Origin of the sequence: Clostridioides sp. ES-S-0048-02, assembly GCF_020658495.1 — a bacterium.
Lineage (GTDB): Bacteria > Bacillota > Clostridia > Peptostreptococcales > Peptostreptococcaceae > Clostridioides.
In genome coordinates this window covers 22475-39260 of sequence record NZ_JACVWH010000005.1, presented here as the reverse complement: position 1 = coordinate 39260, position 16786 = coordinate 22475, and the positions used below count along the sequence as shown (strand labels likewise).

Here is a 16786-nt window from a genome sequence, read left to right as displayed (position 1 = left end):
AGGAAGAGCATGAATATAGTTGTTTGTTTAAAACAAGTTCCAGATACTAACGAAGTTAAAATAAATAAAGAGACAGGTACTCTAATAAGAGATGGTGTACCAAGTATAATCAATCCAGATGATAGAAATGCTTTAGAAGAAGCTTTAAAAATAAAAGATGAACTAGGAGCAGTGATTAAGGTTGTAAGCATGGGACCCCCTCAAGCTAAAAGTGCTTTAAAAGAAGCTTTGGCAATGGGTGCTGACGAAGCATATTTAATTTCAGATAGAGCTTTTGGTGGTTCAGACACTTGGGCTACATCTACAATTATTGCTGCTGCTATAGAGAAGGTTGGAAAGTATGATGTAATATTCTGTGGAAGACAAGCTATAGATGGAGATACAGCTCAGGTTGGACCAGAGGTTGCAGAATTCTTAGGTGTCCCACAGGTTACATATGCAAAAGAAGTAAAGGTTCAAGATGATAAATTACTAGTAACTCGTTATACAGAGACAGGAGATTATTTAATAGAAGCAAAGATGCCAGTTTTATTAACTGCTATAAAAGAGTTAAATAATCCAAGATATCCAAGTGTCAAAGGAATCTTAGAAGCTTACAATAATGGAGATGCAAAGATTACTGTGTTAACACTTGAAGACTTAGCTGTTGATACAACTCAAATTGGATTAAAGGGTTCGCCTACAAATGTTTACAAGTCTTTTGTACCAGTTAAAGACAAGCATAATGAAATAATCGAAGGTATAAATAAAAAGGAAAAAGCTGAGAAACTAATAGAAATACTATTCGATTTGAAACTAGTATAGGAGTGTTAAGATGATGAGAGCAAAAGTTAATCAAGGTATAAATTTAAATGATTATAATGGTGTTTGGGTAATAGGAGAGCAAAGGGAAGGTAAAATAAATCCTGTTACTATAGAACTTATTGGTGAAGGAAGAAAGCTTGCTGACCAATTAGGAAAAGAGCTTGCAGTTGTAATAGCTGGATATGAAGTAGAGAAAGAAGTAAAGGAGTTACTTCACTATAGTGTTGATAAAGCTTATTATATCAACGACCCTCTTCTTAAAGATTTCACAACTGATGGATATGCAATTTCAATTGCAGGTTTAATTGAAGAGAAAAAGCCAGAGGTTGTACTAGTTGGAGCTACTTCTATAGGAAGAGATATCGCACCTAGAATTGCAGGTAAAGTTGGAACAGGTCTAACTGCTGACTGTACAAAACTTGAAATAGATTCAACAGATAATAAGTTATTACAAACAAGACCAGCCTTTGGTGGAAATTTAATGGCTACTATTGTTTGTCCAAAAAATAGACCACAGATGTCAACAGTTCGACCAGGTGTTATGGCAAAAGCTGTAAGAACTGAATCAGAGACTGGAGTTTTAGAGGTTGTTACTCCAGAACTTAATGAAAAAATGATTAGAACTAGATTAGTAGAAATTCTTCCAAAAGAAAAGAAATCTATAAATCTAACTGATGCTAGAATAATAGTATCAGCAGGAAGAGGATTAAAGAGGGCAGAAGGATTTGAACTAATAAAAGAATTAGCTGATAAATTGGGGGCAGAGATTGGTGCTTCAAGAGCGGCAGTAGATTCAGGGTGGATAGAACATTCTCATCAAGTGGGACAAACAGGAACTACTGTTAGACCAGAGTTATACATTGCGTGCGGGATATCTGGAGCAATACAGCATTTAGCAGGTATGAGTGATTCTAAATATATAGTTGCTATAAATAAAGATTCAAAGGCACCTATTTTCAGTATATGTGACTATGGAATTGTAGGGGATTTATATGAAATTCTACCTGAAATGATAGAATCATTAAATAGGTAACTTCTAGAAAACATTGAATATATAGAATGGTAAGTCTTATAATATTGTATTGTAAGACTTATTATTTTTGCTGAAGGTTATAGTGGAGGGATGAAACAATGAAAGAGCACTGGTATAAGGATATATTTGCAAGAGTATTATCCATGACTGATGATGGTTTTATTGTTGTAAATAAAGATGGAGTAATCATAGATATTAACGATAAATATTGTGACTTCTTAGGGAAAGAAAGAGACGATATAATAGGACACAATATACAAAGTATTATACCAAATACAAAAATGTTAGATATTATGAGAGATAAATATTGTGAAGAAGGAGCTATACACCATTACTTAGGTGGAAAAACAAAAGAAAAAAGTGTAATAGTAAGTAGGTCTTATGTGGAGAATGATAATGGAGAAGTAGTTGCAGGGGTAGCTCAAGTTAAATTTAGATTACAATCCTTTGATGTAGCTAAAAAGTTAATGTCAGAATATATGGAACTCCAATATTATAAAGAACAGTTCAAGGATAAATGTAGTTTTGACAAGCTCATAGGTGAAAATAGAGATTTCATAGAACTTAAGAAGACAGGTATGAAAGCTTCTAAAACGAACTTCTCAGTGCTTTTAACAGGTGAAACAGGTACAGGTAAAGAAGTCTTTGCTAGAGCAATTCACAATAATAGCAGTAGAGCAGACAAGCCTATGGTTAGTATAAACTGTGCTGCAATACCAGAAGAACTATTAGAATCAGAGCTATTTGGGTATGACGAAGGAGCTTTTACAGGAGCAAAAAAAGGAGGCAAAAAAGGTAAGTTTTTAGTTGCAAATAATGGCACAATCTTCTTAGATGAAATAGGTGACATGCCTTTGACCATGCAAGCAAAACTTTTAAGAGTTCTTCAGGAAAGTGAAATAGAACCAGTTGGAGGTCTTAAAACTATAAAAATAGATGTAAGAGTAATTTCTGCTACAAGAAAGAATTTAAGTAAAATGGTTGAAGAGGGATTATTTAGAGAAGATTTATACTATAGGTTAAATGTAATAAATATTCATATGATGGAATTAAAGGACAGACAAGATGATATTTTATTGTTAGCAAATTATATACTAAATAAATTGAATGTTGAATATAAGGAATTGAAGGTTTTAAGTGATAAAGTTAAAAATTGTTTTATTAACTATATTTGGCCAGGAAATATAAGAGAACTGCAAAATGTAATAAAAAGTGCTTATGCTGTAAGTGATGATATGGTCATTATGATGTGTGACCTTCCATCTAAAATGGATAATATAAGCAGAGTAGCTCAATGTAATGTGGATAGTAATTGCTCAATTCATGAAATGGTTGAAAATTATGAGAAGAGTTTAATTATTGATGTATTAAGGAAGTACAATTGGAAATGTTCCAAGGCAGCAGAGGTTATGGGAATACACAAAAGTCTTTTGTATAAGAAAATAAAAAAGTATGAAATTGAATTAAACAATTAAGATGACTTGAATTAAGATTAAGGCACACAAAAAATCACCCTTATACAGTGAACTATACCCACTGTTTTAACTGTATAAAACAGTGGGTATAGTTCAAAATTAGAGTGATTTTTACTTTATTTAATATTTATAAAAAATGTTTTAAAATATTTATCTTATTATTTAATCATAATTTTCCACTTCTTTATCAAGTTCTTTTCCACAAGAATCACATTTATATATAGCATTATATCCGTAATCATATTCATCAACTATTTTCTTTTGTCTAAATACACCACCACAATCACATAAAAAACCGTTTTTTATAAGAGTAACAATAAATTGTGATTTTATAAATTTTATATCATTACATTTATCATTAGTGTAAAAATTATAAATATAAGAGTTGTCACATTCATCTCTCAATTCAAATTTTTCAATATATGTGTTGTTTTTTAACTCCTCAAATTCTTCTTTAGTTAAGTATGACTTTTGTTGCAATTCGTGTAAGCGCTTAATTTGGTCCATAATTTATATCCTCCTAATAATTTTAGTATTTTAAGCTTAGATAAGGACTCTAAGTTTTATTAAATTTATCTCAAGGAATTATTTAAATTATATTTAGTTTTATTTAATTACAACATAAATAAATTAGCTATAAATAAAAACTAATTTTAAAAATAATTTCCTATGAAAATCTAAATTACTAACCCCTTATTAACCCGAAAAACTAAAAAAGAAAATAAAAAATATATCTAATCTAAATGATATATAAATAAAGGTGTTTTATATAAATTTAACTTTAAATATCTCAACTGTAATATATAAAAATATATTATAGTTAAAATATACCACATATTTTGGGTATTGTATACTGGAATTAAAGCAAATAATTTATTTTTTAACACACAAATGATTTTATAAAAAAAAACAAGACTGAAAAATTCTTATATTATTTGATAGAATAAAAATGATAGTAAATTTATTGAATTTTATAAAATTTATAAGGAGTGAACTTAAAATATGCAAGAGAATAAAAATGATATATTTGAATCAATAGATAATGATGACTTTGACAATAAAACAGAAGATGAGTATTTAGAAATAGTAAAGCAAAATGGATTAAATTTAATATACATAAAAAATCAAACAGAAAAGATATGTCTGGAGGCTGTTAAACAAAATTGTAATGCAATAAAGTGTGTTGATAATCAAACAGAAAAAATATGTATAGAAGCAGTCAAGCAAGATTGGAGAATGTTAGAATTTGTTGAAGATCCAACAGAAGAAATATGTATGTTAGCACTTAGTCAAGATGGAACAGCATTAAAATATATAGAAAATCAGACAGAAGAATTATGTTTAAGAGCTGTTGAAAAAAATGGTACAGCTTTAGCATTTGTAAAAGAGCAAACAGAAGAAATATGTATAGAAGCGGTTAGAAATAGTGAATTTGGATTAGCAAGGGTAAAAAATCAAACAGATAAAATATGTATGGAAGCAGTTAAACAATGTAGTTATAACCTAAAATGGGTGGAAAATCAGACAGAAGAAATATGTATGGAAGCAGTAAGACAAAATGGGCTTGATTTGAAGTTTGTAAAAAATCAGACAGAAACAATATGTCTAAGAGCAGTAAGACAAAACGGTATGGCTTTAGAGTTTGTAAAGGAACAGACTGTTGGAATATGCTTGAAAGCAGTGAGACAATATGGAATGGCTCTAAAATTTGTGAAAGAACAAACAGAAGAAATTTGCACAGAGGCTGTTAAACAAGATAAAAGAGCTCTTAGTTTTGTCAAAGGAGATAAAGAAAAATATAAAGTTTTATGCGATGGCAATGAGCCATTTGCAAAAAGATACGTTAGAAATGTAATAGAAAAAGAAAATAGAGCTTTGATTAAAAAAGGAGAAGAAAATGCAAAAATCAAAATTGCAGGAAAACTTCATGATAGAGGCATGTCTTTTGAAGATATATCAGATATAGTTGAGATTGAAATAAATAAGTTAAAGGTGAGTTTGGGGATTTTTTAATATAAAATAGTTAATTAAATAATAATTGGATAGTTCTTTGTAGGATAGTAAAATAAGTGCTATAATTTGACATATAATAAATTATTTTTATTACACATTAAGGAGGGATTGAAATTGAAAATTACAATATTGTATCAAACAAGAAGTGGAAACACAGAAAGGGTAGCTAAGTTAATAGAAGATGGTGCTAAAAAGGTAGACGGAATAGAAGTTAGACTTATGAGATTAGATAGTATTGATACAGAGTATTTAAATGAAAGTAAAGCAGTAATATTTGGAACACCAACATATTTAGCTAATACAACTTGGGAAGTAAAAAAATGGTTTGATGAGGATTCAAAAAAGATAAATCTAGCTGGCAAGTTGGGAGCAGTTTTTGCTACATGTGACTATGTCTGTGGAGGTCCTGATGTAGCAATTCTTACTATAGTAGGGCATTTAATGGTTAAGGGAATGCTTGTGTACTCTGGAGGTGGCTCTTTAGGAAAACCATTTATACATTTAGGACATGTACATTCAATTGAAGGACCAGAAATACAAGACGAAAAAGCTGTAATATTTGGAGAAAGAATTGCTACAAAAGCAAAAGAATTATTTGCTTAATTTCTATATACATAACAATGCTTGAAATAAGTTTAATGTTTTAATGGGGATTTAAGGTAAAAATTGTATACAAATAAAAATTTTCCATAAAATTACTCAATATGCTATCAATATGAATTATAATATGATTGTAAACATATTATATTAAATAAAATAGATAAAATTAAACGATAATAGTGAGGTAAGTTTATGGTATGGCATATAGAATATGAAATTTTTTCTGCAATTATAGTTATTTTTTTGATGGTATACTTTTTTAAAAGTAAATTTATACCTACTTTACAAAATAAAATATATTGTGCACTTTTAATTTGTTCATTTTTATTCATAATTTCAAATGTTTTAGGCTCACTTTGTCTAAATAATATAGACAAACTTCCAATTTTTTTAACTGCTTCATTGAATCAAATATATTTATTTTTATTGCCAATACCAGCGGCTCTTGTATTATTTTATGTCATGGCTATTATTTATCAAGATATTAGATATATGAAAAAAAAGCTTTTATTTTTATCTATACCACTTATAATTTGTATGATTCTATCTATAACTAATCCTTTTACACACATTTTATTTGGACTGTCAAAAGAAACAGGTTATGTACGTGGTTATGGATATGCTGCAACTTTTTTATCATTTTTCTTTTATGCAATATATTCGGCATTTTTATCTTTTAAATACAAAAAAGCAATGCATGAATCTAAAATATGGGCTATTAGAGGTTTTCTCATAGTTTCAATTATAGCAATTATTTTACAGGCAATTTTTTTACAGTATCTTCTTACAGGAACAGCATGTGCATGTAGTTTGCTCTTGACATATCTCTCCATGCAGAATAGAGGTCTTATCATTGATGACCTTACTGGTGTACTTAATAGACAATCCTTTATTCAAGAACTAGATTTAAATATAAATACTGAACAATCAGGATTTATCATTACAATTGCTCTTGATGATTTCAAATTTATGAATGAAACTTTTGGAACTAAAAATGGAGATATTGCATTAAAAGAGGTTGGGAAATATTTGATTCATATTCATGATGTAAATCATGTGTATAGAATAGGAGGAGATATATTTTCTATTGTTGTTAATAGCCAGTTAGGTATATCTCCAGAGAAAATTACTAAACAGATAGAAGAAAGATTTAAAAAAGCATGGCTAATAGAAGAGATAAGTTTTAACTTATCAACTAGTATTGCAGTTGTTTCTTTTCCAGAAAATGCTGAAACGACAGAAGATGTTATAGTTGCAATTGACTTCTCTATACATGAAGCAAAACGCTCTGAATCAAGACAAGTTATTTATGCAGATGCATCTATAAGTGAAAAGATAAAGAAAAAACATATAATAAAAAATTGTTTGAAAGAAGCTCTAGAAAATGATGGCTTTGATGTATATTATCAGCCTATATTTTCTACTAGTAAAGATAGATTTGCTTTAGCAGAGGCTTTGATTAGGCTAGAACATAAAGAGTTAGGGTTTATACCACCAGATGAATTTATACCAATTGCAGAGCAGACAGGTCTTATTAATTCAATTGGATTAGTGGTTTTTGAGAAGGTATGTAAATTTATAGCTAGTGATGATTTTGAAGATTTAAAGTTAGATACCATAGCTGTCAATCTTTCTGTAGTACAATGCATGCAAAAGAATTTGGCTGATGATTTGTTTGATATTATGAAAAAATACAAAGTGCCACCAAATAAATTTAAACTTGAAATTACAGAAACTGTGGCATCAGGTTCATTTAATATAATTAGAGAGACAATGGAAAAATTAATTACTTTAGGGGTTAAATTTGCACTTGACGATTTTGGGATAGGTTATTCTGGAGTTACTAATATGCTTTCCTTACCATTTTCAGTAATTAAGTTAGATAAGAGTCTGATTTGGTCTATGAATGAAGATAGTAAGCATAAACTCACAGTTGAAACTATTATATCTCTTATAAATAAATTAAATATGAAAGCTGTAGCAGAAGGTGTTGAAACCATTGAATACGCTAAAGATTTAAAGTCTATGAATTGTGAATATTTACAAGGGTATTATTTTTCTAAACCTGTTCCAGAGGAAATTTTAAGGGATTTGTTGAGAGAAAATGCTTTTACAGTTTAATACCCTTTATTTTTTTAATTACAATTTTGTTCATTGACACTATTAGCTAAATATTATAAAATTAACACAATAATAAATATTAAAATTATTATATATATTATTAATATTTAATATTAATTCCTAGAGTAAAGATTTATTATATATTTTTATAGCTTAAAATATATATTTTACTTAATTATTCTAACGTAAGAAAGGAAGATGTGACATGAATAAAAAGAAAATATTAGTACCAATTGATGGAACAGAAAGAAGTATGCATTCTTTGGAATTTATACAAGGAATATTCAAAAAAGATGAAGTCGAAGTGGAAATAATGAATGTAAAAGAACTAGTATTTATTGATGGCATATCCCTAGCTGAAGAGATAAAGAATTCTGAGAACTTAGGAAGACGAATCCTGGACAGAGCAGCAGAGATAATGGGAGAGTATGATGTTAAAGTTCATTTTACTTTTGGTTATCCAGGAGATGAAATAATTAGAAAAGCAAAAGAAGATAATGTAGATATTATAGTTATGACAAAATCTACTAAAAAAGGTCTAACAAGAATGATAGGTTCAGTAACAGCAAGTGTAGTTAAACAAGCAAAGTGTATAGTAATGATTGTACCGGAGTAGAATTAGTGAGGTATCTGAAATATGAATAAAAAAATAGCAGCAGTTTGTGAAAGTGAAAAAAGTTCAAATTCTCTTAAAGAAGCTGCAAATATTTTAGGGTTTGACTTAGTTTATGAAATTCAAAACGATGGAAGTATAAAAAATGAACTTTCTATGTATGATATAGAAGATGCATCTATAGTGTTATTTGTTACAAGTGATTCTATAGAGGGTATAGAAAAGATTGATAGATTTATAGATAGGGAGTTTTATGAGGTCGAACCAAAATATATAATAAGTGATGCAAAATCTATAGTAAATGAAATTTTAATAGATTTAAATTAATCTTAAAAATATAGGAAAAGCTTCAAGTAAATAGTATTTACTTGAAGCTTTTTTAATATTGAGGATTAAATTATATTTGTTATTATACAATATTTAGATGAAACACTCATTTACTGAAGTTAGAATTCCTATTGAAAAGGACAATCCTGCAATACTTAGGGACGAATATATGTTGAAGAAAAGATGGTTTCTGCTTTAAGAAAATTAGGGGCAGATTATGTATTTGATACTACATTTTCAGCTGATTTAACCATTATGGAAGAAGCATCTGAATTAATAGAGCTTATAACAAAGAATGATAAATCACTAAATTTACAAGTTGCTGTCCAGTTTGGGTTAAGTTTGTAGAAACATTTTATCCAGAACTGATACCAAATTTATATCCAGAATATAATTCTAAAAATTATATGTTAAATAATATATCAGAAAATGAGAATATTTAAATAAAAAAAATAATATTATATATAGTTGACAAAATGTGGAAATTAATATACTATATAAATATAGAAATAGTAATCATTACTATTATTAAAAAGGGGAGGAATTAATTATGAACTTAAAAGGAACTAAAACAGAAAAGAATTTAATGGCAGGATTTGCAGGGGAATCAGAAGCAAGAAATAAATATACATACTATGCATCAAAAGCTAAAAAAGAAGGTTACAATCAAATAGCTGCTATATTTGAGGAAACTGCTAACAATGAAAAAGAACATGCAAAACTATGGTTTAAACTTTTACATGATGGAATGCCTTCAACAGAAGAAAATTTAAAAGATGCAGCAGCAGGTGAAAATTATGAGTGGACTGACATGTATGCAACATTTGCTAAAGAAGCTAGAGAAGAAGGATTTGACAAAATAGCTTATTTATTTGAAGCTGTTGGAAGAATAGAAAAAGAACATGAAGAAAGATACTTAAAACTTTTAGAAAACCTAAATGAAGGAAAAATATTTAAAAGAGAAGAAGAAGTTGTTTGGCAATGTCAAAACTGTGGTCATGTGTATGTAGGTACTGAAGCACCAGAAAAATGCCCTGTATGTGACCATCCAAAAGCTTATTTCAATATAAAAGCTGAAAACTATTAAAAATTATTATAATTAAAAAGGAATGTTAACTATGAAATTTTCTAAACAAAGAGAACTGATTTTAAATGAAATATTAAATAATCCAGTTCATCCTACTGCTGATTGTTTGTATGAAAGTCTAAAAAAAGATAATCCGAGCTTAAGCTTAGGGACTGTGTATAGAAATTTAGCTCAGCTAACAGAACATGGTTTTATAAAAAAAGTTAGTATTCCAGGAAATCCAGATAGATTTGATGGTAGAATAGAAAATCACTATCATATTATATGTGAAGTATGTGGAGAGGTGTACGATTTAGAATCTGAAATTCTTAGCAATTTAAAAGAATCAATATCAGAAGAAACAGACATAAAAATAACATCTTATAACATAAGTTTTAAAGGGATTTGTAATAATTGTAGAAAGTGTAGTCAAGTAGGTTAACTTTTCAAATTCTAAAAATAATTAATGAGGTGAGTTTATGTGTAGTGAAAAAAGATTTTTTATATGTGAGACTTGTGGTAATCTTATAGGGATGATACACAGTGCAGGTGTTCCTGTTTTCTGTTGTGGAAAGCCTATGAAAGAGCTTGTTCCTAATACAACAGATGCAGCAGTTGAAAAACATGTGCCTGTGATTGAAGTAGATGGAAATAATGTTACTGTTAAAGTGAGTAGTGTTGCTCATCCAATGACTAAAGAACATCATATAGCATGGGTGTATCTTATGACTGAACAAGGTGGTCAACGTAAATGTCTAGCAGTAGATGGAGAACCTGTAGTTAAATTTGCTTTGAATGATGACGATAAAGTAATATCTGCATATGCTTATTGTAATTTACATGGATTATGGAAAGCTGAATTGTAATATTTAAATAAACTGAATTAAAAAGGAGGCTAAAAAATAGAAATTTATTTCTATAAAAATAGCCTCCTATAAATTTATATAATCTCAAATCTTAATTTATTTTGAGATTAATAGCGTATAAGGAGAAAATAATATGTCAATTTATAAATGTAGTGTTTGTGGATATATTTATGATGAATCTAAAAATGATAAAACATGGGATGAGTTTAGTGAAGACTGGACATGTCCTGTATGTACAAAGGGTCGTAGTTATTTTGGAAAAATAAGTACAGTGTATTTTGAAGGTGAAGAAAAAAAAGAAAATAAAATAGAAGCATCTGTTCAAGAAAAATCTGATGTGAGTAGTGAAAAAACAGGCGATTTAAATTATTTAAATACATATTTAAGAAGAGATGATGAAGTTGAACAACATATGGATATAATTCATGAAATGGCTGTTACAGGAAAGTCTATAATAGAGCCTATGAAAACTAAACTACCAGTAATTTCTTGGGATGATATTTTAATTATGGGAGCTCAATTAAATCCATTACCGCTAAATGAACATGATGAAGTAAATACAACAACGATAATAGGAAAAAAAGCAAAAAAGCCTATGGTAATAGAAAATCCAGTTTATATTTCTCACATGTCATTTGGCGCTTTGTCTAAAGAGTTAAAAATAGCTTTAGCAAAAGGTGCAGCTAAAAATAAAACAGCTATGTGTAGTGGTGAAGGTGGTATATTACCAGAAGAAAAGGAAGCTTCATATAAGTATATTTTTGAATATGTACCAAATAAATATAGTGTAACTGAAGAAAATCTTAAAAATTCTGATGCTATAGAGATAAAAATTGGTCAGGGAACAAAGCCTGGAATGGGAGGTCATCTTCCTGGTGAAAAAGTAACTGAAGAAATTGCAAAAGTTAGAAATAAACCTGTGGGGCAAGATGTTATAAGCCCATCTTGTTTTGAAGAAATACAATCAAAAGAAGACTTAAAGAAACTTGTAGATGAACTTAGAGAAGTTTCAGAAGGACGTCCAATTGGTATTAAAATTTCAGCAGGGCACATTGAGAAAGATATGGAATTTATAGCTTATGCTAAACCTGATTTTATGACTATTGATGGACGTGGTGGAGCTACTGGAGCAAGTCCAAAGTTACTTAAGGATGCAACTTCAGTTCCAACAATATTTGCTCTTTATCGTGCTAGAAAATACATAGATACACATGGATTAGATATAGATTTAGTTATAACAGGTGGGCTTCGTATATCTACTGACTTTGCTAAGGCTATAGCTATGGGAGCTGATGCAATTGCTATTGCTAGTTCTGCACTTATGGCAGCAGCGTGTCAACAATATCGTATATGTGGTTCTGGTAAGTGTCCTGTAGGAGTAGCTACTCAAGATGAGGAGTTAAGAAAAAGATTACATATAGAAAATAGTGCAAATAGAGTGGCAAATTTCTTAAATGTTAGTCTAGAAGAACTTAAGACTTTTGCTAGAATTTCTGGTCATAAAGATATACATGATTTGAGCGTTGATGATTTATATACAGTTAACTCTGAAATATCAAATTATACGAATATACAACATGTATAAATTTTATAAAGAAAACTATTTAAAAATATGAGTTTATAAAAGAAAATAGATTTTATAAAAAGAGAATTTTATATTATAGAATTCTCTTTTTTAATGTGAAAATTGGAGAGATTAAATTGTAAAATACCTTGTAATATCGTACTATTAAACTAAACAACAATTTAAGGAGTGATTAGTATGGAAAAAATGCAGATACAAGTTCTCGTTGATAATAATACATATATTGATAGATACTTTGTTGGAGAACCAGCAGTTAGTTACTATATTGAAATTGATGGAAATAGAATTTTATTTGATGCAGGATATTCAGAAATATTTATATCAAATGCTGAAAAAATGGATATAGATTTAGGTGACTTGACTCATATTATTTTTTCTCATGGACATAATGACCATACAAGGGGTATTCAATTTTTAGAAAATAAATATGATTTATCTAAAGTTAAACTTATAGCACACCCTAATTGTTTTGAACCTAAAAAATGTGGGGAGGATAATATAGGAGCACCATTTTCTATTGAGAAAGTTAGAAATACTTTTATGTATGAACCAACTAACAAACCTTTTAAGATAAGTGAAAATTGTATATTCTTAGGAGAGATTCCATCTGTAAATAATTTTGAAAAAAGAGCTAAAATAGGAAAATATAAATCAGAAGATTTATGGGAGGATGATTATGTTTTAGATGATTCAGCTATAGCATGTAAGACCGATAAAGGTGTTTTTATTGTTACAGGATGTTCTCATAGTGGAATTTGTAATATAGTGGAGTATTCCAAAAAATTATGTGGTGATGATAGAATTGCTGGAATCTTGGGTGGTTTTCATCTTTTTGAATTGGATGATAGACTAGATAGTACTATTCAATATTTAAAAAAAGAAGAAATAAAAATGTTGTATCCTTGTCACTGTGTTTCTTTTAAGGTAAAAGCCAAGATGAATGAAATGTTAAATGTAAATGAAGTTGGAGTAGGATTAACCATAAATATATAGTATATTAATAATGAGTTTGGAAAAATAAATTTTATTTAAAAAAATTAAGGGAATTAACAACAACTACAGGTGTATAAATTAAAAGCAAAAAGATACTTTCTAAAAGAAAGTATCTTTTTTATATTATGTATTTATTTTAAGATAAATAGAAATGTATAGTATTAATTTGTTGAAAGAAGAGTTATTTTTAATTATTTAGTATTTTCATTAGTAGATAATTATATCATGTATTAATAATAATGATATAAGAGAAATAAATTAAATTAGTTTATCTAAATACAATATTATTTTAAATATAAATTTATTTTTATATATAAATCTTAATGATTTCAATAAGAACGCAAATACAGTAATAAATAATTATGACCATTATAGGTATGTTAAGTATTTTCTAATTATAGAAATTGATTTGTAAAAAATTTAACACTGTAAAAACGATTTCATATAAAATAACAAGATATAAAAATATTATTAATTCATAATAATAAAATAAATATATAAAATTTACCTAATTAGAAATAAAAAAACTAAAATTGTAAATTTTTAGAAAAATTATGGTTGAATTAACTTGACAAAAATGTTATTCTTTTGTCAAATGTATGTTAAATTATAAATTTTTACTATTATTTCTAGAGAGGATGATTTTATGCAAAAAAATGTAAAAAAAGCAAAAGCAACAGGCTCTATTCTAGCTATATTTGGAGTTGCAAGTGTTCTTTTTAGTTCGCATGCAGGTGGAGGGTTTGCTACAGGTAATCAAGAAACACAGTATTATGTGCAATATGGATGGATTGCACCACTCATGGCAATTTTAGCAATGATTATACTTACTGCCACTATGAGAGAAGTTATTATAATGTATAATAATAATAATTGTAAGAATTATAAGGACTTATTTTGTGAACTTTGGAATCCATATCCAAAGCTTGAAATAATATGGGAGATATATTATTATTTAATGGTTTTAATAGCTGTAAGTGCTGTTATAGCAGGTGCAGCAGCAGTTTTCCAAAGTATAGGAATTAATTATTTTATAGCTGTCTTTATTATCGGAATTGTACTTCTTGTTTTTACTATATTTGGAGCTATGCTTGTATCTAAAGCAGCAACAGCAATGACAATAGCTATATTAGTATGTACTCTTACTATTTTCATAGTGGGTATAAAAGCTAAGGTACCAGAAATATCTGAAATATTTTCAAATAAAACGAGCTTCACACCTGGATACTTTAAGCCAATACTTAATACTCTTATTTATGCAGGATTCCAATCAGTTGTTATACCTACACTTGCAAGCTGTTCAAGACCACTTCTTAAAAATTCCAAAGAAGCTACTAAAGCAATGCTAGTTTCATTTGTTATGAATGCAGTTGCGTTGGGGCTTGCTGTAACTATGTTAATGGGATGGTATAGAGAATTTACTGCTGCTGGGCAAACAACTCTTCCTACTCTTTATGTTGCAGGTCAATCTGGAAATAACACTATATACATAATTTATAATGTAGCACTATTCCTTTGTTTGATGTCTACAGGAGTAACTACAATATTTGGTCTTGTAAATAGATTTGAAGACCATAAAGCACTTTCTTTCCTTTCTTCAAAAATGAAAAGAAGAGTATTTACAGCATGTGCAATAATGATAGTATCAATGCTTATATCTTTGACAGGGTTAAGTAACATAGTTAAGTATGGATATGGGTATTGTGGCTATCTTGGTCTATTCACTATAGTTATACCTTTTCTAACATTAGGTCACTATAAGAATAAGAAATTTGCAAAAGAACATCCAGAGGCTAAGTGGCCAGCTGATTTAGATGAGAATGTTGAGAATTTATAGTATAAATTAGTAGTTTAAGTATAAAAAGATGGTCTAGAAAAGATTCATTAATGATGATTTAAGTGAAAAATTAATATAATATTAATAGCAGAAAAAATTTAAAATGATGTTAACAATATTATTAAAATGAAATGATATGAAAATAAAGTAAAATATAAAAATGTATGTGAATTTATCTAGGATAAGTACGCATACATTTTTATTTATGACTTTATTCAATTTTTATTTATACTGTCTTTATTTATACAATAAATATTGAAAATATGTTTTATTATTTGATAGTTGCCTTATATATTATAATTCTATAATTCTTCTATTAATTTTAGATTCTATAGCTGTTTCAATTTCACTTAACATTCTCTCATTTTTAGGGTCAATAAAAGCACAAGTATAACCCTGTTCTCCAGCTCTACCAGTTCTACCAATACGATGAATATAGTCTTCAGGCGTTTCTGGTAAATCGTAATTATATATGTGACTTACTCCAGATATATCAAGACCTCGAGAAGCTACATCTGTGGCTATTAAATATTGTATTTCTAAATTTCTAAATGATTTCATTATTCTTTCTCGCTTTGATTGTGCAATATCACTATGCAACTTTTGACAATTATATCCTCGTATAGCAAGAGCCTCTTCAAGGTTGTCAACTCTTCTTTTAGTTCTACAGAATATTATAGCCATAAAAGGATTGTCTTCATTTAAAACACTGCATAAAGCATCTAATTTCTTTCTATCTGTAGTTTCTACTACTTCCTGCTTTATATTAGTAAGAGTAATTTCTTCTTTTTCAATAGAAACAACAACAGGATTTTTTGTATATCTATAAGCTAATTTTTTAACTTGAGAATCCATAGTTGCAGAAAAGCATAATGTCTGTTTTTTATTTGAAGTTTCTTTTAAAATAGCTTCAACTTCATTTTTAAATCCCATAAGCAACATTTGGTCTGCTTCATCTAAAACAAAAGTTTTTAATTTGCTAAGGTCAATTGTTTTTCTATTTAAGTGGTCTAGAAGTCTACCTGGTGTAGCTATAATCATATGAATATTTCCTTTTAGTTTTTTTATCTGAGAACCAATGTCTTTTCCACCATAAGCTGCTAGAATATTTATATCCTTAGATTCTTTAAGTTTTATAGCTTCTTCTGTTATTTGAATAGCAAGTTCTCTAGTTGGAGACAGTACAAGTACTTGTATATCATCTACATCTAATGATATATTCTCAAATATCGGAAGCAGGAAAGCCAGTGTTTTACCTGTCCCAGTCTGCGCTTCGGCTATGACATCTTTTCCTGATTTTATTAAGGGGATACTTTCTTTTTGTATAGGTGTAGGTGTTGTTATTCCTGATGTTTTTATAATATTTATAGTATTTTCGCTAATTCCTAAGCTCTTAAAATCCATTATTATCTTACCTTTCATGAAAAATTTTCTATTTTATTAATCAATTAAT

The 16786-nt window shown here is 28.5% G+C and carries 18 protein-coding genes; 16 read left to right on the top strand and 2 right to left on the bottom strand.

Features of this window, described 5'->3' with window-relative positions; translation table 11 throughout:
* Positions 1-9: 9 nt before the first annotated feature.
* The 3 genes from IC173_RS08455 (at position 10) to IC173_RS08445 (ending at position 3312) form a co-directional block, all read left to right on the top strand.
* The gene (locus IC173_RS08455) at positions 10-804 is read left to right on the top strand and encodes an electron transfer flavoprotein subunit beta/FixA family protein (protein WP_227433373.1); all 795 of its coding nucleotides are present in this window, start codon (positions 10-12) and stop codon (positions 802-804) included.
* Between the two features lie 13 nt (positions 805-817).
* Positions 818-1837, top strand: coding sequence for an electron transfer flavoprotein subunit alpha/FixB family protein (locus IC173_RS08450; protein ID WP_413926626.1), 1020 nt, complete (start codon positions 818-820; stop codon positions 1835-1837).
* Positions 1838-1935: 98 nt separating this feature from the next.
* Entirely contained in the window at positions 1936-3312 is a 1377-nt protein-coding gene (locus IC173_RS08445; RefSeq protein ID WP_227855412.1) for a sigma 54-interacting transcriptional regulator, read from the top strand.
* 162 nt (positions 3313-3474) lie between these two features.
* Here the strand turns inward: IC173_RS08445 and IC173_RS08440 are convergent, their stop codons facing one another.
* Complete coding sequence (locus IC173_RS08440) at positions 3475-3819, bottom strand: hypothetical protein (protein WP_227433370.1); 345 nt, start codon at positions 3817-3819, stop codon at positions 3475-3477.
* Positions 3820-4314: 495 nt separating this feature from the next.
* On the opposite strand from IC173_RS08440, the gene IC173_RS08435 reads away from it, so the two are divergent.
* The 13 genes from IC173_RS08435 (at position 4315) to IC173_RS08380 (ending at position 15333) form a co-directional block, all read left to right on the top strand.
* Positions 4315-5325: a DUF4116 domain-containing protein gene (locus IC173_RS08435; RefSeq protein ID WP_227433369.1), complete on the top strand. Its 1011-nt coding sequence runs from the start codon at positions 4315-4317 to the stop codon at positions 5323-5325.
* Positions 5326-5439: 114 nt separating this feature from the next.
* Positions 5440-5928 (top strand): flavodoxin family protein, encoded by a 489-nt coding sequence (locus IC173_RS08430; protein WP_227433368.1) that lies wholly within the window; start codon positions 5440-5442, stop codon positions 5926-5928.
* Positions 5929-6117: 189 nt separating this feature from the next.
* Complete coding sequence (locus IC173_RS08425) at positions 6118-8046, top strand: EAL domain-containing protein (RefSeq protein ID WP_227855411.1); 1929 nt, start codon at positions 6118-6120, stop codon at positions 8044-8046.
* Positions 8047-8251: 205 nt separating this feature from the next.
* A complete protein-coding gene (locus IC173_RS08420; RefSeq protein ID WP_227433366.1) occupies positions 8252-8662 on the top strand; it encodes a universal stress protein in 411 nt (136 codons plus the stop codon).
* Positions 8663-8683: 21 nt separating this feature from the next.
* On the top strand, positions 8684-8986 hold the full coding sequence (locus tag IC173_RS08415) for a PTS sugar transporter subunit IIBC (protein ID WP_227433365.1): 303 nt from the start codon (positions 8684-8686) through the stop codon (positions 8984-8986).
* A 183-nt stretch (positions 8987-9169) separates the two neighbouring features.
* Complete coding sequence (locus IC173_RS08410; RefSeq protein WP_413926625.1) at positions 9170-9334, top strand: [Fe-Fe] hydrogenase large subunit C-terminal domain-containing protein; 165 nt, start codon at positions 9170-9172, stop codon at positions 9332-9334.
* Positions 9289-9429: a [Fe-Fe] hydrogenase large subunit C-terminal domain-containing protein gene (locus IC173_RS20950; protein WP_413927545.1), complete on the top strand. Its 141-nt coding sequence runs from the start codon at positions 9289-9291 to the stop codon at positions 9427-9429. The genes IC173_RS08410 and IC173_RS20950 overlap by 46 nt, the downstream gene beginning before the upstream one ends.
* Positions 9430-9536: 107 nt before the next feature.
* Entirely contained in the window at positions 9537-10073 is a 537-nt protein-coding gene (rbr, locus tag IC173_RS08405; RefSeq protein WP_227433364.1) for a rubrerythrin, read from the top strand.
* A gap of 31 nt (positions 10074-10104) precedes the next feature.
* On the top strand, positions 10105-10494 hold the full coding sequence (locus tag IC173_RS08400; RefSeq protein WP_227433363.1) for a Fur family transcriptional regulator: 390 nt from the start codon (positions 10105-10107) through the stop codon (positions 10492-10494).
* 37 nt (positions 10495-10531) lie between these two features.
* Positions 10532-10918 carry a desulfoferrodoxin family protein gene (locus tag IC173_RS08395; protein WP_227433362.1) on the top strand — a complete coding sequence of 129 codons (387 nt, stop codon included), beginning with the start codon at positions 10532-10534 and terminating at the stop codon, positions 10916-10918.
* Between the two features lie 133 nt (positions 10919-11051).
* Positions 11052-12503 (top strand): glutamate synthase-related protein, encoded by a 1452-nt coding sequence (locus tag IC173_RS08390; protein ID WP_227855410.1) that lies wholly within the window; start codon positions 11052-11054, stop codon positions 12501-12503.
* 177 nt (positions 12504-12680) lie between these two features.
* Entirely contained in the window at positions 12681-13496 is an 816-nt protein-coding gene (locus IC173_RS08385) for an MBL fold metallo-hydrolase (RefSeq protein WP_227855409.1), read from the top strand.
* A gap of 646 nt (positions 13497-14142) precedes the next feature.
* Positions 14143-15333, top strand: coding sequence for a hypothetical protein (locus tag IC173_RS08380; protein WP_227433359.1), 1191 nt, complete (start codon positions 14143-14145; stop codon positions 15331-15333).
* Positions 15334-15627: 294 nt separating this feature from the next.
* Here the strand turns inward: IC173_RS08380 and IC173_RS08375 are convergent, their stop codons facing one another.
* Positions 15628-16755: a DEAD/DEAH box helicase gene (locus tag IC173_RS08375; protein WP_227863168.1), complete on the bottom strand. Its 1128-nt coding sequence runs from the start codon at positions 16753-16755 to the stop codon at positions 15628-15630.
* Positions 16756-16786: the final 31 nt, after the last annotated feature.